The sequence below is a fragment of the Micromonospora sp. NPDC050397 genome (assembly GCF_044901685.1).
Lineage (GTDB): Bacteria > Actinomycetota > Actinomycetes > Mycobacteriales > Micromonosporaceae > Micromonospora_G.
Map to the genome: position 1 here is coordinate 171,553 of NZ_JBJDPS010000002.1, position 18,573 is coordinate 190,125.

Annotated in this window: 19 protein-coding genes; 11 read left to right on the forward strand and 8 right to left on the reverse strand. The window is 72.8% G+C overall.

Annotation, left to right across the window (positions count from 1 at the left end; genetic code table 11):
• Positions 1-18: 18 nt before the first annotated feature.
• On the forward strand, positions 19-429 hold the full coding sequence (locus tag ACI2K4_RS06900; protein WP_404509413.1) for a YccF domain-containing protein: 411 nt from the start codon (positions 19-21) through the stop codon (positions 427-429).
• A gap of 236 nt (positions 430-665) precedes the next feature.
• The gene (locus ACI2K4_RS06905) at positions 666-1,472 is read left to right on the forward strand and encodes a polysaccharide deacetylase family protein (protein WP_404509415.1); all 807 of its coding nucleotides are present in this window, start codon (positions 666-668) and stop codon (positions 1,470-1,472) included.
• Between the two features lie 58 nt (positions 1,473-1,530).
• On the opposite strand, the gene ACI2K4_RS06910 is transcribed toward ACI2K4_RS06905, so the two are convergent.
• Together ACI2K4_RS06910 and ACI2K4_RS06915 are read right to left on the reverse strand one after the other, a co-directional pair.
• Positions 1,531-2,232 (reverse strand): hypothetical protein, encoded by a 702-nt coding sequence (locus ACI2K4_RS06910; protein ID WP_404509416.1) that lies wholly within the window; start codon positions 2,230-2,232, stop codon positions 1,531-1,533.
• A gap of 63 nt (positions 2,233-2,295) precedes the next feature.
• Positions 2,296-2,781 (reverse strand): DUF6232 family protein, encoded by a 486-nt coding sequence (locus tag ACI2K4_RS06915; protein ID WP_404510283.1) that lies wholly within the window; start codon positions 2,779-2,781, stop codon positions 2,296-2,298.
• 204 nt (positions 2,782-2,985) lie between these two features.
• Between ACI2K4_RS06915 and ACI2K4_RS06920 the strand changes: the two genes are divergently transcribed.
• Together ACI2K4_RS06920 and ACI2K4_RS06925 are read left to right on the forward strand one after the other, a co-directional pair.
• Complete coding sequence (locus tag ACI2K4_RS06920; protein WP_404509417.1) at positions 2,986-3,543, forward strand: hypothetical protein; 558 nt, start codon at positions 2,986-2,988, stop codon at positions 3,541-3,543.
• Positions 3,540-5,009 (forward strand): PrsW family intramembrane metalloprotease, encoded by a 1,470-nt coding sequence (locus ACI2K4_RS06925; protein ID WP_404509418.1) that lies wholly within the window; start codon positions 3,540-3,542, stop codon positions 5,007-5,009. The genes ACI2K4_RS06920 and ACI2K4_RS06925 overlap by 4 nt, the downstream gene beginning before the upstream one ends.
• A gap of 48 nt (positions 5,010-5,057) precedes the next feature.
• On the opposite strand, the gene ACI2K4_RS06930 is transcribed toward ACI2K4_RS06925, so the two are convergent.
• Complete coding sequence (locus tag ACI2K4_RS06930; protein WP_404509419.1) at positions 5,058-5,531, reverse strand: DUF6232 family protein; 474 nt, start codon at positions 5,529-5,531, stop codon at positions 5,058-5,060.
• Positions 5,532-5,623: 92 nt separating this feature from the next.
• Here ACI2K4_RS06930 and ACI2K4_RS06935 point away from each other — a divergent pair, with 92 nt between their 5' ends.
• Positions 5,624-6,397 carry an enoyl-CoA hydratase-related protein gene (locus tag ACI2K4_RS06935; RefSeq protein ID WP_404509420.1) on the forward strand — a complete coding sequence of 258 codons (774 nt, stop codon included), beginning with the start codon at positions 5,624-5,626 and terminating at the stop codon, positions 6,395-6,397.
• A 141-nt stretch (positions 6,398-6,538) separates the two neighbouring features.
• Positions 6,539-8,185 carry an acetolactate synthase gene (locus ACI2K4_RS06940; protein ID WP_404509421.1) on the forward strand — a complete coding sequence of 549 codons (1,647 nt, stop codon included), beginning with the start codon at positions 6,539-6,541 and terminating at the stop codon, positions 8,183-8,185.
• On the opposite strand, the gene ACI2K4_RS06945 is transcribed toward ACI2K4_RS06940, so the two are convergent.
• Positions 8,168-9,739 carry a hypothetical protein gene (locus ACI2K4_RS06945; protein ID WP_404509422.1) on the reverse strand — a complete coding sequence of 524 codons (1,572 nt, stop codon included), beginning with the start codon at positions 9,737-9,739 and terminating at the stop codon, positions 8,168-8,170. The two genes, ACI2K4_RS06940 and ACI2K4_RS06945, sit on opposite strands and share 18 nt — an antisense overlap.
• 205 nt (positions 9,740-9,944) lie before the next feature.
• Here ACI2K4_RS06945 and ACI2K4_RS06950 point away from each other — a divergent pair, with 205 nt between their 5' ends.
• A complete protein-coding gene (locus tag ACI2K4_RS06950) occupies positions 9,945-10,907 on the forward strand; it encodes an ATP-binding cassette domain-containing protein (RefSeq protein WP_404509424.1) in 963 nt (320 codons plus the stop codon).
• Positions 10,904-11,722 carry an ABC transporter permease gene (locus ACI2K4_RS06955; RefSeq protein WP_404509426.1) on the forward strand — a complete coding sequence of 273 codons (819 nt, stop codon included), beginning with the start codon at positions 10,904-10,906 and terminating at the stop codon, positions 11,720-11,722. The genes ACI2K4_RS06950 and ACI2K4_RS06955 overlap by 4 nt, the downstream gene beginning before the upstream one ends.
• 45 nt (positions 11,723-11,767) lie before the next feature.
• On the opposite strand, the gene ACI2K4_RS06960 is transcribed toward ACI2K4_RS06955, so the two are convergent.
• The 4 genes from ACI2K4_RS06960 to ACI2K4_RS06975 are packed head-to-tail and all read right to left on the reverse strand — an operon-like array spanning position 11,768 to position 16,257.
• Positions 11,768-15,061, reverse strand: coding sequence for a BTAD domain-containing putative transcriptional regulator (locus ACI2K4_RS06960; protein WP_404509427.1), 3,294 nt, complete (start codon positions 15,059-15,061; stop codon positions 11,768-11,770).
• A 34-nt stretch (positions 15,062-15,095) separates the two neighbouring features.
• Positions 15,096-15,497: a PLD nuclease N-terminal domain-containing protein gene (locus ACI2K4_RS06965; RefSeq protein WP_404509428.1), complete on the reverse strand. Its 402-nt coding sequence runs from the start codon at positions 15,495-15,497 to the stop codon at positions 15,096-15,098.
• A 27-nt stretch (positions 15,498-15,524) separates the two neighbouring features.
• A complete protein-coding gene (locus ACI2K4_RS06970; RefSeq protein ID WP_404509429.1) occupies positions 15,525-15,833 on the reverse strand; it encodes a DUF202 domain-containing protein in 309 nt (102 codons plus the stop codon).
• A 31-nt stretch (positions 15,834-15,864) separates the two neighbouring features.
• A complete protein-coding gene (locus tag ACI2K4_RS06975) occupies positions 15,865-16,257 on the reverse strand; it encodes a YidH family protein (protein ID WP_404509430.1) in 393 nt (130 codons plus the stop codon).
• Between the two features lie 41 nt (positions 16,258-16,298).
• Here ACI2K4_RS06975 and ACI2K4_RS06980 point away from each other — a divergent pair, with 41 nt between their 5' ends.
• From ACI2K4_RS06980 to ACI2K4_RS06990, 3 genes are all read left to right on the forward strand, one after another.
• The gene (locus ACI2K4_RS06980; protein WP_404509432.1) at positions 16,299-17,150 is read left to right on the forward strand and encodes a GNAT family N-acetyltransferase; all 852 of its coding nucleotides are present in this window, start codon (positions 16,299-16,301) and stop codon (positions 17,148-17,150) included.
• 32 nt (positions 17,151-17,182) lie between these two features.
• Positions 17,183-17,569 (forward strand): hypothetical protein, encoded by a 387-nt coding sequence (locus ACI2K4_RS06985; RefSeq protein ID WP_404510284.1) that lies wholly within the window; start codon positions 17,183-17,185, stop codon positions 17,567-17,569.
• 207 nt (positions 17,570-17,776) lie between these two features.
• Positions 17,777-18,568: an electron transfer flavoprotein subunit beta/FixA family protein gene (locus tag ACI2K4_RS06990; RefSeq protein ID WP_404509433.1), complete on the forward strand. Its 792-nt coding sequence runs from the start codon at positions 17,777-17,779 to the stop codon at positions 18,566-18,568.
• Positions 18,569-18,573 lie beyond the last annotated feature (5 nt).

The following is an 18,573-nucleotide window of genomic DNA, read 5'->3' on the forward strand; positions in this document are numbered from 1 at the left end:
GGTGGGCACTATGGGGACATGGTGCGGTTCATCCTCAATCTGCTCTGGCTGATCTTCGGCAGCGGCATCGTGCTCGCGATCGGGTACGGCATCGCGGCGCTGATCTGCTTCGTCCTCATCGTCACGATTCCGTTCGGGGTAGCGTCGCTCCGGTTGGCCTACTACTCGCTCTGGCCGTTCGGCCGCACCCTCGTGCCGAAGCCGGGCGCCGGGATCGGGTCCGGACTGGCGAACGTACTCTGGGTGGTTTTCGCCGGCTGGTGGCTGGCGCTGATGCACGTGGTCACCGGGGTTGCGCTCTGTGTGACGATCATCGGCATCCCGTTCGGGATCGCCAACTTCAAGCTCGTGCCGGCGGCGTTCTGGCCGCTCGGGCGGGAGGTGGTCGAGATCGACGACCTCCGCCGCCCCGGTGCCGCCGTGGCCTAGCGTCGCGGGTCGGCCAGCGACGGACGACGGACCAGACGCCGGACCACCGGACGGGGACATCGGGCTTCGGGACCACCGGACAGGGACATCGGGCCGCTGGGCCGTTGGTCGGCCGGGGTGGTCTACGCTCACCCGACGTGAGCGAAGAAGGCGGACGCAACGGCGCGTCGAGCCGGAGTGTTCCACAGTGGAAATCGACGTGGCTGGCGCGTTTGCCGAGGCCGAGGGCGTGGCGGGTGGCCGTACCGGTCGCGCTGGTGGTGGCGTTGCTGCTCACCCTCTCCGGGCCGATCCTCGGCGGTGGCCGGGCGGTCGCCCGACTGGCCCGGGTCGCCGCGCCGGCACCGGCGCCCGCCCTCGACCCGCACCCAACCGCCGAACGCACCCCGAGCGGACCGTACGCGGCCCGGGTGCCGCGTTTTCCGGCGCCGCCGGCAGCGGAGCCGGTGAGCGTACCGGGTGGTCCGGCGGCGGGCTGGTACAGCCGCATCCCGACCACCCAGCCGGTGGCGTTCATCACCATTGACGACGGCTGGGTCAAGCGACCCGAGGCGCGTCAACTGCTCGCCGACGCCCGGGTGCCGGTGACGCTCTTCCTCACCGTCAACGCGATCCGGGACGACCCCGACTACTTCCGTCAGCTTCAACTCGCCGCGCCGAACGTGGCGATCGAGGCGCACACCATCAGCCACCCGTTGCTGCGCGGTCGGTCGTACCAGGCCCAGCGTCGCGAGATCTGCGGGTCCGCCGACGAACTCGGCAGACTGTACGGACGCCGTCCCGTCCTGTTCCGGCCCCCGTTCGGCGAGAAGGACGCCACCACGCTTCGGGCGAGCCGGGACTGCGGGATGAAGGCGGCGTTCTTCTGGACCGAGTCGGTGGACAAGGGCAAGGTCCGCTACCAGGGTGAGCACCGGATCCACCCCGGCGACATCATCTTGATGCACTTCCGTGAGCGGTTCGTGGACGACTTCATCGCCGCGCTCGACGCCATCCACGCAGCCGGCCTGACGCCCGCCCCGCTCGGCGACTACGTCCGCTGACCGAACCCGCGCCAGCGGCCGGCGTCACTCGTCGGCCGGCAACAGCTTCCGGACGGCATCATTCGTCGGACGTACGACCCTCGCCCCGTCGGCGCAGCATCGCCAGCCCCGGGATGCCGGCGATGGCGAGCTTCAGGTCGCGGGTGACGTTGAGCAGGTCGTGGATGTCCGGTCCGACCCGGTCCAGGGTCGCCAGGATCGGCAGTACGTCGGAGGTGAGGTGTCCGGTAAGCCGGGGCAACTCGTCGACCAGCCGGATCGCCGCGTCCACCTCCTCGGGGGTGAGCTGGTCGACGAACCGGCTCGCCATCGGCGCGCCCTTGCGCAGCGTGCCCGCGTACGCGGCGAGCAACTCGTCGACGGTGGTCATGGTCCCCTCGGCCCGGGACACGGTGGCGGCTGCCCGGTCCGTCACCGACTTCGCCTCGGCGACCAGCAGTCCGGCGGCGGTCGTGATCCGGGTGACCTCCTCGATCGGGGCGGCCGTGCGGGCGGTGACCGAGCGGACCTCGTCGATGGTCTGCTCCGCCCGGGTGACGGCCTGGTCCGTGCGGTCCAGTGTGGACTCGACCCGGTCGAGGGCGTTCTCGACCCGGTCCAGCACCGTGGAGATTCGGCGTACCAGGGTCTCGGCGGCGTCAACCAGGTCGAAGGCGCGGGCCGGCACGCCCGCGAGCGTGGTCACGGCGCCGGCGGTCTGGCCGACGGCGGTCCTGGTGAGTGCGACGAGGGCGGCGGGGCCGGGGAGGGGGAGCGGCATGCCGCAATTGTGCGTCGCGCCGGCCAAAGCCGCCCGACGGGTGATCGGCCACCGCGCGACGGTTCAGCGAGCGTCGCCGCCGTGCTGCTCCACCGCGCGCTGCACGGCACGGTAGATCTGGCCGAACCGCATCGCGTCGGCGATCTGCAACAGCATCAGTTCCTGGCCCTGGCGTTGTACCCACAGCTCGTACACGCCGGAGCCCCGGTCGTAGGAACGGTCCAACCAGCCCAGCGGAAGCTCCAGGAACGGGGTCAGCGCCAGCGCGACCACCACGCAGACCCCGAGGATGGTCGCGGCGAGCGGCCAGTTGCCGCGATCCTGGGCCGCGTACACCAGGGAGAGCACACAGACCATCGCCACCAGCGGCGGGACCGAGAGCAGGAAGATCAGCGCACCGCGTCCGAGGAGCCGGGAGCGGGAGCGCAGCGAGCCACGGCCGCGGGTGTGCCAGACGTACGTCAGCTCGGCGACCGGGACCCGGTGGCCGCCCGCGTACACCGACTCGGACGTGACCCGTACGGTGTCGTCCTGGTAATAGACCGTCACCACTCAAGCAAAACCTGCCTGTCAACAGGGCCAGCCGCAGTTCCGGGCGGGGCGACGGCGACCATGGCAGAGAAGATGGTCGATCGAGTCGGTTTCGGCCGCGGATCGGGATTGACGGCGATCGGTAACGTGGGCGGATCACGCCGCGCGCGTACGTCCGATGCCCGGACCGCGACCGGCAGCGGACGTACGACGAGGGGTGCCGTGGGCCTGACGGGCTGGAAAAACGCCGGTGCCGCGCTGCTGCTGCTCGCCGGTCTGGGTGCGTTGGTCGGGGTGCCCGCGCTGGTCGCCCTGCCGCTGCCGCAGGAGGGCCCGCCACTGCCGGCCGATCGGCTGGACATCGGGTTCGGCGCCACGATCGTGCCACCGACCGGGGCGCGACTGGACCTCGGTGACTCGCGACCGGGCAGCGGGGCCGTCACGTTCCAGGCCGACACGGTACGCCTCCGGGTCACCGCCCAGCAGGTGACCGGCCCGGTCGAGCCGTACGTCGCGCACGCCCGGCACAAGCTCGACCGGAACGACGGGCTGCTGCCGGCGGGCGCGCCGGAGCGGGTCCGCACCACCTCGGGGCTCTCCGGCGAGCGCGGTTCGCTGCGCGGTGTCGCGGACGACGTCCGGCCCGGCTGCTACGCGGTCTTCACCGGGCACCTGGTCGGCGTGGTGGTGCTGGCGACTCCGGCGGAGAGCTGCGCCGAGCTGCCGGAACCGGTCTGGGCGGCGGTGACCAGCATCGCGGTCGAACCGGACGCCTCGTGAGCCGCCCGTGGTCGGCGGTCCGTACGCCGAGCTTCTGGCTGCTGCTCGCGGTCACCGGCAGCACCGGCGCGCTCCTGCTGCTGGCCGGAGTGTTCGTCGGCCTGACCGCGCCCCGGTCGGCGCTGGTGAGCCTCCCGCTCGTGGCCGCGTACGCGATCGGGTGGTTGGTGCTGATCCGGTGGCTCGACCGGCTCGGCCACCGACCCTGGTGGCTGGTGGCGCTGGCATTGCTCTGGGGTGCCACGGTCTCGGTCGGCGTCGGCGGTGGTGCCGGCTACACGATCGACAACCTGCTCGGACGGCTCTTCACGCCGGACTTCGCCAGTGTCTGGGGTGCGGCGGTGGTCGCCCCGCCGGCCGAGGAACTGGCCAAGGTCGCCGGGGTGGTGTTCCTGTTCCTGGCCGCCCGCCCCCATCTGCGTACGGTCTTCGCCGGGGCGGTCTACGGTGCGGTGATCGGTGTCGGCTTCGCCGCCGTCGAGGACCTCGGTTACGCCGTCATCGCCGCCGACGAGACGTTGCCCGACCACGTCGGCGCGGCGTTACGGATGCTCGCGCTCCGGTTCGCCCTTCCCGGCGCGGTGGGTCATCCGCTCTTCACCGCGGTGGCGGGCGCCGGGGTCGCGTACTTCGTGGTGCGCACCGACCGGACCCGGACGCGGCGGGTGGCGGTGCTGGTCGGCGCCTCGGCGCTGGCCTGGTTGACGCATGCCGCGGTGAACTCGCCGGTGGCTGTCACGGTCACCGAGGCGCTCGACGGCCTGCCGGGATTCTCGGGTTTCACCGGCTACCTGCTGGTGATCGGCATTCCCGCCGCCGCCTCGATCCACTGGTTGGTCCGGTTCCGGCGCGCTGACGCGGCCGCGCTCGCCGATCGGCTCGGTGCGGGTGGTGCCGCCCTGGCGACGGGAGCCGAGGCCGCCACGTTTGCCACCCTGGGCGGTCGTGGCCGGGCGGCGAGGGCGGTCGGTCGGGCACACGGTCGGTCGACGGCCGGCGTCGCGCGTCGGGTCCAACGGTCTCAGTTGCGCCTGGTCGACCTGCCACCCGAGCTACCGGTCCCGCCGTCCCCGTACGGGGTCGGGGCGCCGGTCGGCTGGCCGGCACCGGGTTGGACGATCCGGAGGTTGACGAGGAGGCAGCGGGTGGCGGCCGAGCTTGCCGAGGCCCGGGTGGCGTTCTGGGAGCTGACCGGCTCGCCGGAGGTGCCCGCGGTGGTGGCCGGGCCAGCCCCGGTGCCGGTGCTGCTGACCCGGTCCGCGATCGGGCTGGCCGTGCTCGGACTGGTGCTCTGGCCGGCCGCCCTGGCCGCCGGACTGCTCGTGGCGTGGCTGCTGACGGTGGTGGCGCGGGGACGTGGGCCGGTGGCGCGCGAGTTGTGGCTGGCCACCCTGGCGGTGGCGCTGAGCGCCTATCCGTGGCTGGTCGACCTGCTGGTCCGTTGGATCTACCCCGACCTGATCTGAGCCTGGTCGGCGCCCGATCTGCGCCTGATCTGGCTGGTCAGGGGCTGGTCAGCGCAGGCGTGGCGTGCGCTGGCGTTGCTCCACCGCGCGTTGCAGTGCCCGGTAGATCTGGCCGAACCGGAGCGCGTCGGTGGTCTGGAGCAGTCGGACCGGCTCGTCGTGCCAGCGTACCCAGATTTCCAGCCGGTGCGAGCCCCTGGTGTACGACCGGTCCAGGTGTTCGAGGAGCAGGTCGGCGACCGGGCCGACGGCAAAACCGACCAGGCACGAGGCGCCGACGATCGCCAGGGTGACCGTGATCGAGGAGTGGAAGCGGATTGCCAGCGCGATGCCGATCAGGGCGGCGACCACCGGTCCGACCAGACCGATCCCGAGTGCGCCCCGGTTGGCGAGCACCCGCCAGGACCGATCGCCCCGCTGGTGCCAGATCTCGGCCAGTTCCCCCAACGGGTACGCCCGCCCGGCAACCCGGATCGCCTCGGAGGTGACCCGTACGGACCGGTCGTCGTAATAGGTGATCATTTCTTCACGTCCTGGTCACGGGGACACCAGACAACATACCCAACGAGCGGCATCGTAGTGTGGGTACGCGGACTTCGATGTGGAGGTGGAGTGTGGGCGACTTCGTCCGGCTGGAGATCAGCGACGGTATCGGCACGATCCGGCTGGAACGCCCGCCGATGAACGCCCTGAACACCCAGGTCCAGGAGGAGCTGCGGGCCGCGGCGACGGCGGCTGCCACGGACCACGACGTCCGCGCGGTCATAGTCTACGGCGGCGAGAAGGTCTTCGCGGCTGGCGCGGACATCAAGGAGATGGCCGACATGTCGTACGTGGACATGGCGGCGCGCGCGGTCGAGCTCTCCAGCGCGCTCGGTGCCCTCGCCCGGGTCCCCAAGCCGGTGGTCGCGGCGATCACCGGCTACGCCCTCGGCGGCGGCTGCGAACTGGCGCTCGCCTGTGACTGGCGGATCGCGGCGGAGGACGCGAAGCTCGGTCAGCCGGAGATCAAGCTCGGCATCATCCCGGGCGCGGGCGGCACCCAGCGGCTGGCCCGGCTCGTCGGACCGGCGCGGGCCAAGGATCTGATCATGTCCGGGCGGATGGTCGACGCGGCGGAGGCACTGCGGATCGGGCTGGTCGACCGGGTGGTGCCGGCCGACCAGGTGTACGCGGAGGCGGTGGCCATGGTCCGGCCGTACCTCTCCGGCCCGGCCCAGGCGCTGCGGGCGGCGAAGCTGGCGGTCGACGGCGGCCTGGAAATGGACCTGGCCTCGGGGTTGGCCTGGGAGAGTCAGCTCTTCGCGGCGCTCTTCGCGACCGAGGACCGACGCGAGGGCATGGCCGCCTTCGTCGCCAAGCGGAAGCCCGATTTCACCGGCCGCTGACCCGAGGGTCGGGGCGGCGGAGCGGGTGGTGGTCGGGCTCAGCGGGGCGTGGCGGACCGTACCGGACATAGGCGAGTCTCTTTCATCTTTTCCGGATCGGCCGATAGCCTGTGCACCCACCACGACGACGAGGGAGCGGCGATGACGGAGCGGATAGAAGGTCACGGCGGCGACTTGGCGCTGGCGGCGCTGCGGGCGTACGGCATCACCGAGATGTTCACCCTCTCCGGCGGCCACGTCTTCCCGCTCTACGACGCCGCTCACCGCACCGAGACCGACGCGGCGGGCCGTCCGCCGATGCGCATCGTCGACGTACGGCACGAGCAGTCCGCGGTCTTCGCCGCCGAGGCGGTGGCCAAGCTGCGGCGGCGACCCGGGCTGGCCGTGCTCACCGCCGGACCGGGTGTCACCAACGGTATCTCCGGGCTGACCAGCGCCCACTTCAACGGCTCGCCGGTGATGGTGATCGGGGGCCGGGCGCCCGCGTTCCGCTGGGGCTCGGGCAGCCTCCAGGAGATCGACCACCTCCCCCTGGTCACGCCGGTCACCAAGCACGCCGCGACGGTGACCAGCACCGACGAGATCCCCGAGGCGATCGGCACCGCGCTGACCGCCGCGCTCAGCCCGCACCGTGGGCCGGTCTTCCTCGACCTGCCGCTGGAGGTGGTCTTCTCCTCCGCCGAGGCGACCGCACCGGAGGCCGGGCGGATCAACCCGCTCGAACCGGACCCCGACGAGGTGAACAAGGCCGCCCGGCTGCTGGCCAGCGCCCAGCGGCCGGTGATCATCGCCGGTTCCGACGTCTACGCCGGTGACGCCACCGCCGCGCTGCGCGAGGCCGCCGAGGCACTCCAGGTCCCGGTCTTCACCAACGGCATGGGTCGCGGCTCGCTCCCGCCCGAGCACCCGCTTGCCTTCGCCAAGGCCCGCCGGACCGCGCTCAACGGCGCCGACCTGGTGGTGGTGATCGGCACCCCGCTCGACTTCCGGCTCGGCTTCGGCGACTTCGGCGACGCGCAGGTGGTGCACATCGTGGACGCGCCCAGCCAGCGGGCCACCCACGTCCAGCCGGCCGCCACCCCCACCGGCGACCTCGGGCTGATCCTCGGCATGCTCGCCGACCACCAGGGCGACCGGGAGGACCACAGCTCCTGGATCGCCGACCTGCGCTCGGTCGAGAGCGCCGCGCGCAAGCGTGACGCGGACGAGATGGCGGCCGAGTCCGACCCGATCCGACCGGCCCGGGTCTACGGCGAACTGCGCAAGGTGCTCGACCCCGACGCGGTCACCATCGGCGACGGCGGCGACTTTGTCTCGTACGCGGGCCGCTACCTGGAGCCGTCGATCCCCGGCACCTGGCTCGACCCCGGTCCGTACGGCTGCCTGGGCACCGGCATGGGTTACGCGATGGGGGCCAGGGTGACCCACCCGGACCGCCAGATCTGCGTGCTGATGGGCGACGGGGCGGCCGGATTCTCGCTGATGGACGTCGAGTCGCTGGCCCGGCAGAAACTGCCGGTGGTGATCGTGGTCGGCAACAACGGCATCTGGGGGCTGGAGAAGCACCCGATGAACGCCATGTACGGCTACGACGTCGCCGCCGACCTGCAACCCGAACTGCGTTACGACGACGTGGTGACCGCGCTCGGCGGAGCGGGCGAGACCGTGGCCAAGGCCGGCGACCTGCGTCCCGCGCTGAAGCGGGCGTTCGACTCCGGGGTGCCCTACCTGGTCAACGTGCTGACCGACCCGGCGGACGCGTACCCGCGCTCATCCAACCTGGCCTGATCCGGCCCGCGCCGGAGTGTCCGCCCCGGGCGCGGCCTCCGGCGCCACGGCCGGCGTCGACTCCGGCTCGTCCCTCGCCACGACCTCGGCCGGAGTCGCCACGACCTCGGCCGGGCGGCGGGCGGTGGCGAGCAGCGGCAGCAGGATGACGCCGAGGACGTACGGCACGAACATGTACCGGGCGCCCTGCATGTTGTTGATCGCCAGGACGGAGAGCTGGTTGCCGGCGGAGAGCCCGGCCAGGGCGAGCACCGTACGGTCCCGACGGCGCCAGGCCACCAGGCCGACCACCAGGTACGCGACGTACGCCCAGCTTGCCCCGCGCCACCAGAGCCACTCCGGGGTGACCGTGTAACCGCTCAACTTGACCGCGAGGTCGCCGGCCCGACGGCTCAGCGGGTCCGAGTACGCGGCGTGCCGGGCCGGGCTGGCCTGGAACAGCGGGTCCCGCTGGACGTAGGTGCGCACCGACCACGGGTTCGGGTTGCGGGCGACGTTTCCGGTCGACGCTGGTTGCCAGGCGATCGAGCTGCGGCAGAACCGGGCCTGGAGCACCGTGCCGGGCGACCGCTGCAACAGCCGTACCCAGATCGACACCAGCTCCGACTTGTGCTCGGCGGCGTTCGGACGGACGAAGATGGGGTCCCAGACGGTCGGGTCGACCGAGTAGCAGTCCGCCGAGTCGCGCCAGTGGGTCAGCGGCGCGACCTGGGCCATCACGGCCGTCTCCGTCGCCGAGAAACTCGCCGGGTCGTCGGCGTAACCGACCGCTATGTCACCGAAGAGGGTCTCCAGCGCGACCAGGGAACCCGAGTCCTTCACCCCGAGCGCGGGGAGCAGGAGCCAGTTGGTCAGCAGGGCGATCGCGATCGCGGTGGCTCCCGCGACGATCATCCGTACCGCGACACCGCGCAGCAGCAGCACACAGACGGCGATCAGCACCGCCGTCACGATGAACCCGTTCTGCCGGAACAGGCAGAGCAGGGTCAGTTCGGCCAGCAGGGCGAGCCAGAGGCCACGGGAGAACGTCGGCGTGCGGCCCTCGCGGCGTCGGGCGACCAGGCGGGCCACCGTGCCGAGCAGGAAGACGTGGCAGATGACAAAGGGAACGTCCTTCCACACCGCCAGCGTGAACGAGCCGATCGGGGGAAGGGCGACCAGCACGACGGCCGAGGCCGTCCAGAGCCAGGCGGGTCCGCCGAGCCGCCGCAGACCGGTCACCGCGTACGTCAGCCCGGCGGCCAGCGCGACCGTCTGCAACAGGGTGAGCGCCCCGACCCCGTTGGTCAACTGGAGCGACAGCCAGACCAAAGCCGTGTACGTGACCGGGTGGTGGGTGTTCCAGTTGCCCGTCGTCGACTGCCACATGTAGTTGAGCGAGTCGGGACTGAACAGGCCCGGGTAGTACGCCACCCACCAGAAGAGCAGCACGAGCTGCGCGGCGGCGTACGTGACCAGCCCCAGCACGGGCAGCCGGCGTGGGCGTGGATCGGCCGGGGGTGGGCCAGCCGGTGCGCTGGCGGTACGGGTCTCGACCGGTGCCTCGTCGTCCATCTCCGCCGTCTCTCCAGCGCGTCGTGCGGGCAACAGGACCCCCGTACGGCCGGTGCCGGACGCGGACCAGGCGTCATGGTACGGGCAGGCGTATTCCGGGCAGCCCTCGGCGTGTCAGCGCCCGGTCAGCGTGAGCCGGCGGATGTCAGGCCCGGATCAGTGGCCGCCGGCAGGCTCGGCTCGAGATCGGATGAGGGAGATCGTGATGAGTTATGCGATCCAGGCCGACGGCCTGGTGAAACGCTTCGGGGCGACAACCGCCCTGGCCGGGGTGGACCTCGTGGTCCAGACCGGCACCGTGTTCGGCCTGCTCGGGCCGAACGGGGCGGGCAAGACCACCGCGGTACGGGTGCTCGCCACCCTGCTCCAGCCGGACGAGGGTCGGGCCAGCGTCGGGGGCTACGACGTGTTCCGCCAGGCCCACCAGGTTCGTCAGCTCATCGGCCTGACCGGTCAGTACGCCTCGGTCGACGAGACCCTGACCGGGGCGGAGAACCTGCTGCTGATCGGCCGGCTGCTCGGCCTGCGCCGGGCCACCGCGCGGGCCAGGGCCGGGGAACTGCTCGCCGACTTTCACCTCTCCGACGCCGCTGACCGGCCCGCCAGGACCTACTCCGGTGGGATGCGCCGCCGGTTGGACCTGGCCGCGAGCCTGGTCGGGCGTCCGCAGGTGCTCTTCCTCGACGAGCCCACCACCGGGCTCGACCCGCGCAGCCGGACCGAGCTGTGGGAGATCGTCCGAAGCCTGGTCGCGGAGGAGGGGGTGACGGTCTTGCTGACCACCCAGTACCTGGAGGAGGCGGACCATCTCGCCGACGAGATCGCCGTGGTCGACCACGGGACGGTGGTCGCGACCGGCAGCCCGGACGTGCTGAAGGCACGTACCAGCGGACAGGTCCTGGCCGTCCGGCCGGCCGACCCGGCGCACCTGCCGCTGCTCAGCTCGCTGCTGCGGGAGACCGCCGGGGTCGAACCCGACCTGGCGCAGGGCGGCGCCACCGTCCCGGTACGCGACCGGGCGCTCCTGCCGGCCGTGGTGCGGCGCCTCGACGAGGCCGGCGTCGACGTCGGCGAACTGGCCCTGCGCGGTTCCAGCCTGGACGAGGTCTTCCTCGCCCTGACCGGTCACCGGCCCGAGTCGGCGAACAACCAGGGGAGTCTGTCGTGACCGCCGTCGCCACCACCCGCCCCGGCCCGGTCCTGGCACCGACCCGCCGGGTCGGCCCGGTCGCCGGCCTGCGGCACACCCTCACCCTGGCCTGGCGCAGCCTGGTGCAGATCCGCCACAACCCGCTGGAACTGCTCGACCTGAGCGTCCAGCCGTTGATGTTCGTGCTGCTCTTCACGTACGTCTTCGGCGGGGCGATCTCCGGCTCCCCGGGCGAGTACCTGCGGTTCGCGCTCGCCGGGATCGTCGTACAGAACGCGCTCTTCGCCACCATGAGCACCGGTTTCGGGCTCAACGTCGACCTGACCAAGGGGGTCTTCGACCGGTTGCGGGCGCTGCCGATCGCCCGCTGGGCCCCGCTGGCCGGTCGCATCCTGGCCGACACGGTCAAGCAGGTCTGGTCGATGGCGCTGCTGGTCGGGGTCGGGCTGGTGCTCGGGTTCCGGCTCGGCAACGGGGCGCTCGGGCTGCTCGGCGCGTTCCTGCTGCTGCTCTTCTTCTCCCTGGCCGCGTCCTGGATCTCGGTGCTGGTCGGGGTGCTGGCCAGGGAGCCGGAGAAGGTGCAGATCTTCGGCTTCGTCGTGATCTTCCCGCTCTCGTTCACCAGCAACGCCTTTGTGCCGACCGACACCATGCCCGGCTGGCTCCAGGCGTGGGTCGAGGTCAACCCGGTCACCGTGCTCGCCGACGCCGTCCGGGGCCTGTTGGTGGGTGGGCCGGTGGCGGGACCGGTCTGGCAGTCGGTGCTCTGGGGGCTTGTGCTCACCGCGGTATTCGCGCCGCTGTCGCTGCGGGCCTTCAAACGGCGAACCTGAGCGACCGCCGCCGCCCAGCCGGTCGGCGCTCAGCCGGTCGGGAGGTCAGCCGGTCAGCCCGTCGAGCAGGCGGCGGACCAGTTCGGGGGTGCTCGCGAGCTTCGTGCCGGCGCCGCGCGCGTACGCCTCGGCGAAGTCGACCTCGCCCAGTGCGTCGCGCGCGGCCCGGCCGACGCGCTGCTCGTCCAGCACGGTGCGGTCCGGTCCGCCGCGTACGTCGGCCGCCGCGCCGAGCAGGGTGGCCGCCGCCGAGGGGTTCTCGGTGAGCAGTGCCAGGTCGGCGAAACCGACCAGGGCCACGGCGACGATCGGTGCGTCGCGCGACCCCAGCGCCAGGCCCAGTGCCCGGTCGTGCTGGGCGCGGGCCGCCGCGAAGTCGCCCTCGGCGGCGTCGACGCAGCCCATCGAGGTGGCGGTGATGGCGTGCCACTGCGGCGGCACCGGCACCCCGGCGCCCAGGTCGACGGTCCGCTGGAGGCGCGCCCGGGCCGCCGCCCAGTGGCCCTCGGCCCGGAGCAGGTCCCCCCACCGGTGCGAGACCGCGGCCTGGCAGGACGCCGAGCCGAGGCGGACCGCGATCTGTTCCGCCTCGGCGAGGGTGGCCAGCGCCGCCTCCCGCTCGCCGAGTTGCCAGAGTTCGAGCGCGAGCAGGACCTGGATCTCCGGTTTGTCCTCGGAGGTGCCGAGCGGCTCGATCTCGGCCAGCGCGGCCCGGTACCCGGCGGCCGAGCCGGCGTGGTCACCGTCCCGGGCGGCCAGCCCCGCCACCGAGGTGAGGGCGAGGGTGGTACCCCAGCGGTCGCCCGCCTCGCGGAACGCGGCCAGGGCGGCGAGCGCGTCGGCCCGTACGGCTTCGTTCGGCTGGCCGAGGCTGCTCTCGGTGCCGGCGTGGAAGGCGTGCGCCACCGCCCGTACCCACGGGTCCGGGTCGTCGAAGCGGGTTCGTAGCGCTGCCGACGCCTCCGGGTCGTGCTCGAAGATCAGGCTCAGCGGGGTCGCCAACCGCAGCATCGGGTGGTCGTGCCCGTGCCGGTCGGCGAGCTGCCCGGCCAGGGCCATCCAGGCACCGCCCCGCCCCACGTCGGCCCGCGCCGCGAGGACGTTCAGCGCCCCGGTCGCGTACGCCACGGCTCGGAAACCGGCCGGTGTCGAGGCGGCCCCGGGCAGGGCGAGTGCCTGTTCGGCCAGCTCGGCCCCCTCGGTCCGGTGCCCGCGCAGCCACCAGTACCAGCCGAGCGCGGCGGCGTACCGGATCGAGGTGAGCGCGTCGCCGGTGCCGATCGCCCAGCGCAGCGCGGCGTGCAGGTTGTCGTGCTCGGCGGTCAGCCGGCCGAGCCAGGGCGACTGTTCCGGGCCGCGCAGCCGGGCGTCCGCCGCCTCGGCGAGGTCGAGGAACTCGGTCACGTACGCCCGCCGGACCGTCCCGGTCTCGTCCGCCTCGGCGAGCCGGTCCAACCCGTACGCCCGGATCGTCTCCAGCATCCGGTAACGCGGCTCGCCGCCGTCGCCGACGACCAGCACCAGCGACCTGTCCACCAGCGCGCAGAGCCGGTCGAAGACCTCGGTCGGGTCGAGGCCGGGGCCGGCGCAGACCCGTTCCACGCTGGCCAGGCCGGCGCTGCCGGTGAAGACCGCCAGGCGGCGCAACAGTGCCCGCTCCGGCTGGTCGAGCAGTTCCCAACTCCAGTCGACCACCGCCCGGAGCGTCTGGTGCCGGGGCAGGGCCGTCCGGCTGCCGCCGGTGAGCAGCCGGAACCGGTCGTCGAGCCGGGCCGCCAACTGACCGGCGGTGAGCGTACGCAGCCGCGCGGCGGCCAGCTCGATGGCGAGCGGCAGACCGTCCAGGGACCGGCAGATCCCTACCACGTCGGCGACCGTGCCACCGTCGACGGCGAAGTCGGGCCGGACCGCCCCGGCCCGGTCGGCCAGCAGCCGCACCGCCGGGTACGTCAGCGCGGTCACCGGGTCGGCGTCGCGCGGCGGCAGCCCGAGCGGTTCGACCGGCCAGAGCGCCTCGCCGGTGATGCCGAGCGGTTCCCGGCTGGTGGCCAGCACCCGCAGTCCCGGGCAGGCGGTCAGCAGCCGGTCGACCAGGGTGGCGGCGGCACCGACCAGGTGCTCGCAGTTGTCCAGGACCAGCAGCGCGCGGCGGTGGGCCAGGGCCCGGACCAGGCGCGTGCTCGGGTCGGGTGGTTCGGCCGAGGCATGGTTGCGGGCCCCGAGCACGAGCGCGTGCTCGCGCAGCCCGAGCACCGTCAGCACGCTCTGCGCCAGTTCCGTGGGATCGGTGACCGGGGCGAGTTCGACCAGCCACACCCCGTCCGGCTGCCGGTCCACCAACCGCCGGGCCGACTCGATCGCCAACCGGGTCTTGCCCGCGCCGCCCGGCCCGGTCAGCGTGGTCAGCCGCGAGTCGCAGACCAGCGCGCCGACCCGTTCGACCGCCCACTCCCGCCCGACAAAACTGGTCAGCGCGGCGGGCAGATTGTCCCGCGCCGGCCCGCCCCCTTCCAGCCCGCCCGCGTGCGGCCCGTCCCCGGTCGATCCGCCCCCGGTCGATCCGCCCCCGGCCGATCCGCCCCCGGTCGATCCGCCCCCGGTCGATCCGACCGAGGGGTCGAGGAGCAGGGCGAGGTGCAACGCGGCGAGTTCCGGCGAGGGGTCGGTGCCGAGGGTGTCGGCGAGGGTGCCGCGCAACCGTTCGTACGCGACCAGCGCCTCCGCCTCGCGCCCGGCGGCACGCAGCGCCCTGATGAGCTGTCCGGTGAGGCGTTCGCGGACCGGGTGGGCGGCGACCAGTGCTCGCAGCTCCGGTACGACTTCGTCGGCCGCGCCGAGGCCGAGTTGGACCTCGATCCGCTCCTCGGTCGCGGCCAGCCGGAGTTCCTGTAGCCGGGCGACCGGCACCCGGGCGAAGTCGGCGTCGGTGGCGTCGGCCAGTGCCGGACCACGCCACAGGTCGAGTGCCTCGTGCAGCAGGGCCAGCGACCGGGCCGGCTCGGTCGGCCGCAGGACCCGGGCGGCGCCGACGAGCCGTTCGAACCGGTGGGCGTCGACCATCTCCGGCGGTACGGCCAGCCGGTAGCCGGTCGGGTGCGACTCGACGGGTGCCTCCGGCATCGCCCGCCGCAACCGGGAGACCAGGGCCTGGAGTGCGTTGTGCGCGCCGGCCGGCGGCTCACCGGCCCAGAGCCCGTCGATCAGTCGCCGGGTGCTGACCACCCGACCGGCGTCCAGGGCGAGCAGGATCAGCAGCCGACGCAGTCGCGTGCCGCTCAGCGCCAGGGGCACGCCGGAGTCGGCGTGTGCCTCCAGGGGGCCGAGCAGCGCGATCCGCACACCGCGATTCTGCCCCGCCGACACCGCCGGCTGGTTACGCCTCGGGCCGCTTCTCCTCGATCGGCGGGTCGGACTCACGCCGCCGGATCTCGCCCTCCCGGCGTCGCAGGTCCTCCTCCCAGCGTTCGAACAGCTCGCGGTCCTTCTTCGCCTGTTCGGCGGCGAGAGAGCCGAGGAACTCGGGATTGTCGTCCGGGGCGACCGGCCGGTACCGGTCCGGTCCCCGCCCGGCGCGTCCGCCCGGCGGCGTGGCGACCGGGCGGCCGGCGAAGAACCAGGCGATGGAGCCGAGCAGCGGGAAGAAGAGGATGATCAGCACCCAGACGAATCGGGGCAGGGCGCGGATGTCGCTCTTGTCCGCCGACAGGCAACTGATCAGCGCGCAAGCGGCGAGAATGATCTGCGCGACGAAGACGAATATCATCAGGCGGGCCATGGGGCAATGATGACCCACGCGATGGACTCAACCTAGTGCGCCGAGCACCAGCAGCACACCGAGTCCGGCGTAGCCGACCGCGACCAGCGCCAGCAGCGGCATGGTCCGGCCACCGACCGGACGGGCGCCGGCCCGGGTCGCCCGCCGGATGACCGTGCCGCCGACGAGCAGCAGCCCGACCGCCACCACCGCACCGAACGCGAGTGCGGCCACCGAGCCCGGGGCGAGCGCCAACCGTACGGAGAGGACGGCGACCACGGCGATCGCCAGTCCGGTACGCCGCCGGGCCAGCCGGGTCCGCTCCGGCTGCAGGCCCGGGTCCCGGTCCGGGTTCATCCGGCTCCGCCTGTCCGGGACAGCACCGGGTTCATCCGGCTCCGCCGGTTCTGAGCAGCACCGTCGCGACGAGCAGCAGGGCGCCGAGGGCGACCACCAGGGCGAGCAGGGCGGGAAAACGGGACGGTGGCAGTTCGGTGCCGAGCCGGATGGCCCGCTCGGTGCGTACCCAGCGGTCGACGGCGTGCAGCGCGACCGCGCCGCCGAGCAGCAGCAGCGCGACGGCGAGTGCCTCGCGCAGGTGGGTCATGGGCAGCGGGGGCAGGAACTGGGCGATGGCGAGGCCGCCGGCGATCAGCGCCAGCCCGGTACGCAGCCAGGCCAGGAAGGTCCGTTCGTTGGCCAGGGAGAACCGGTAGTCGGGTCGGGTGCCCACCCGTTGCAACCGTCCTGGGTTCCACCACTGCCGGATTCTTTCGCGCACGACCCGAATTATCCGGTCGACGCCGCCCGTAGCCTGGGTGGGTGACTGATCTGGACGTCTCCACCCTGCGGACCGCGTACGACAACCAGCTCCGGGACCGGGTGCCCGATCCGCTGCCGGCCGGGGTGACGGTGGAGCGGGACGGTCCGCTGGTGCGGATGCTCGGTCTCGACCACGGCGGCTTTCTCGGTTACCGCACCCTCGGTGGCCTGACCGGTGCGGCGCTGGACGAGCTGATCGCCCGGCAGCGCGACATCTTCGCCGCCCGCGGCGAGCCGGTGGAGTGGAAGCTGCACGGCCACGACGAGCCGGCCGACCTGCCGGAGCGGTTGCGGGCCGCCGGGTTCGTGCCCGAGGAGGAGGAGACCGTCCTGATCGGGCCGGTCGCGGCGCTGGCGGCGACGCTGCCGGTGCCACCGCCGGGCGTACGGCTGCGTGAGGTGACCGCCCGCGCGGACCTGGACCGGATCGCGGAGATGGAGTCGATCGTCTGGGACGAGCCGCGCGACTGGCTGGCCGACGGCCTGGAGCGGGAGCTGGCGGCGGACCCGGCCGTGTCGCACGTCGCGGCGGGCGCGGACGGCTCGCAGGTGTGGCCGCAGGCGCTGACCGTGGTGGTGGCCGAGGAGGTCGAGTCCGGCCGGGTGGTCAGCGCCGGCTGGGTCCGGTACGTCGCCGGCACCGGTTTCGCCACCCTCTGGGGCGGTTCGACGTTGCCCCGGTGGCGCAGCCGGGGGATCTACCGTTCGCTGGTCACCTACCGGGCCCGGCTCGCCGACGCCCGGGGGTTCACCCTGTTGCAGGTGGACGCCTCGGCGGAGAGCCGGCCGATCCTGGAGCGACTCGGGTTTGTCGCGGTCACCTCGACCACCCCGTACGTCTACACTCCTTAACCGTGTCCGAGCCGCTCACCGACGAGGAGAGGATGACCCTCAAGAGGGCGGCGTTCGGCGCGGTCTTCCTGGTCTCCAACGCCGATCCCGGCGTCCTCTCCATGGTCAGGGAAAGTTTCGCCGCCTCCAGCGCGATCGCCGACAGCACCGGCCTGGTCCGCGAGGTGCTCACCACCGGTGGCCTGCCCCGGTTCTCGACCGACTCGACCGAGGTGAAACCCGGCGAGGTGGAGGCGGTGGCGTTGCCGGCGCTGCGTCGCGCGGTGGAGATCCTGCGGGCCAAGGTGCCGGGCGAGGTGGAGAACTACCGGAACACGGTGCTGCGGGCCGGGGACGAGGTGGCCCGGGCCGCCGACGGGGTGAGCGGCGCCGAGGCGGCGATGCTCGACAAGATCAGGGATGCGTTACACGCTTCCTGAACGGCGGCGCGACCGACCCGGACCGATCCCACGTCGGTGAGCTGTGTCACTCTGAGTGCCCGGGAAAGCAATGCTACTGGCAGGTAACATAGCCGGGTGGGCAACCCCACAGCGCGCCACGGTTGACCGATCGTTAAGGATCGCGGGACGCTGCGCCACGGAACCGGGCGAGGCCGGCAACACCAACAGGAGGGTCGTCGAAGCGCGATGAACATCGTCGTACTCGTCAAGCAGGTGCCCGACTCGGGCGCGGACCGCAACCTGCGCAGTGACGACAACACCACCGACCGGGGGTCGGCAAACAACGTCATCAACGAGATGGACGAGTACGCCATCGAAGAGGCGTTGCGGATCAAGGAGGCGCACGGCGGCGAGGTCACCGTGCTGACCATGGGCCCCGAGCGGGCCACCGAGTCGATCCGCAAGGCGCTGTCGATGGGGCCGGACAAGGCCGTACACGTGCTCGACGACGCGCTGCACGGGTCCTGCGCCGTCGCGACCTCCCGGGTGCTCGCGACCGCCCTCGGCACCCTCGACGCCGACCTGGTGATCTGTGGCGCCGAGTCGACCGACGGCCGGGTCCAGGTGCTGCCGCACATGCTCGCCGAGCGCCTCGGTGTCGCCGCCCTGACCGGCGCGCGCAAGCTGACCGTCGAGCCGGGGGCCGACGGCGCCGTGCTCACCGCCGAGCGCCAGACCGAGGAGGGCTACGAGGTGGTCAGCGCCACCACGCCCGCGGTCGTCTCGGTCTGGGACACCATCAACGAGCCCCGGTACCCCTCGTTCAAGGGGATCATGGCGGCGAAGAAGAAGCCGGTGCAGACGCTCTCCCTGGCCGACCTCGGGGTCGCCCCGGACGAGGTGGGCGCGGCCGGCGCGACCAGCGTCGTGCTCGAACACAGCAAGCGGCCGGCGCGCTCGGGTGGCGCCAAGGTCACCGACGAGGGCTCCGGCGGCGTCGCGCTGGTCGAGTACCTCGCCACCGAGAAGTTCGTCTGAGCAGG

Coding starts and splice junctions, on each gene's coding strand:
- ACI2K4_RS06900 (WP_404509413.1), top strand. CDS start 19: ATGGTGCGGTTCATCCTCAATCTGCTCTGGCTGATCTTCGGCAGCGGC.
- ACI2K4_RS06910 (WP_404509416.1), bottom strand. CDS start 2,232: ATGCCGCTCCCCCTCCCCGGCCCCGCCGCCCTCGTCGCACTCACCAGG.
- ACI2K4_RS06930 (WP_404509419.1), bottom strand. CDS start 5,531: ATGATCACCTATTACGACGACCGGTCCGTACGGGTCACCTCCGAGGCG.
- ACI2K4_RS06940 (WP_404509421.1), top strand. CDS start 6,539: ATGACGGAGCGGATAGAAGGTCACGGCGGCGACTTGGCGCTGGCGGCG.
- ACI2K4_RS06945 (WP_404509422.1), bottom strand. CDS start 9,739: ATGGACGACGAGGCACCGGTCGAGACCCGTACCGCCAGCGCACCGGCT.
- ACI2K4_RS06950 (WP_404509424.1), top strand. CDS start 9,945: ATGAGTTATGCGATCCAGGCCGACGGCCTGGTGAAACGCTTCGGGGCG.
- ACI2K4_RS06965 (WP_404509428.1), bottom strand. CDS start 15,497: ATGGCCCGCCTGATGATATTCGTCTTCGTCGCGCAGATCATTCTCGCC.
- ACI2K4_RS06970 (WP_404509429.1), bottom strand. CDS start 15,833: ATGAACCCGGACCGGGACCCGGGCCTGCAGCCGGAGCGGACCCGGCTG.
- ACI2K4_RS06985 (WP_404510284.1), top strand. CDS start 17,183: ATGACCCTCAAGAGGGCGGCGTTCGGCGCGGTCTTCCTGGTCTCCAAC.
- ACI2K4_RS06990 (WP_404509433.1), top strand. CDS start 17,777: ATGAACATCGTCGTACTCGTCAAGCAGGTGCCCGACTCGGGCGCGGAC.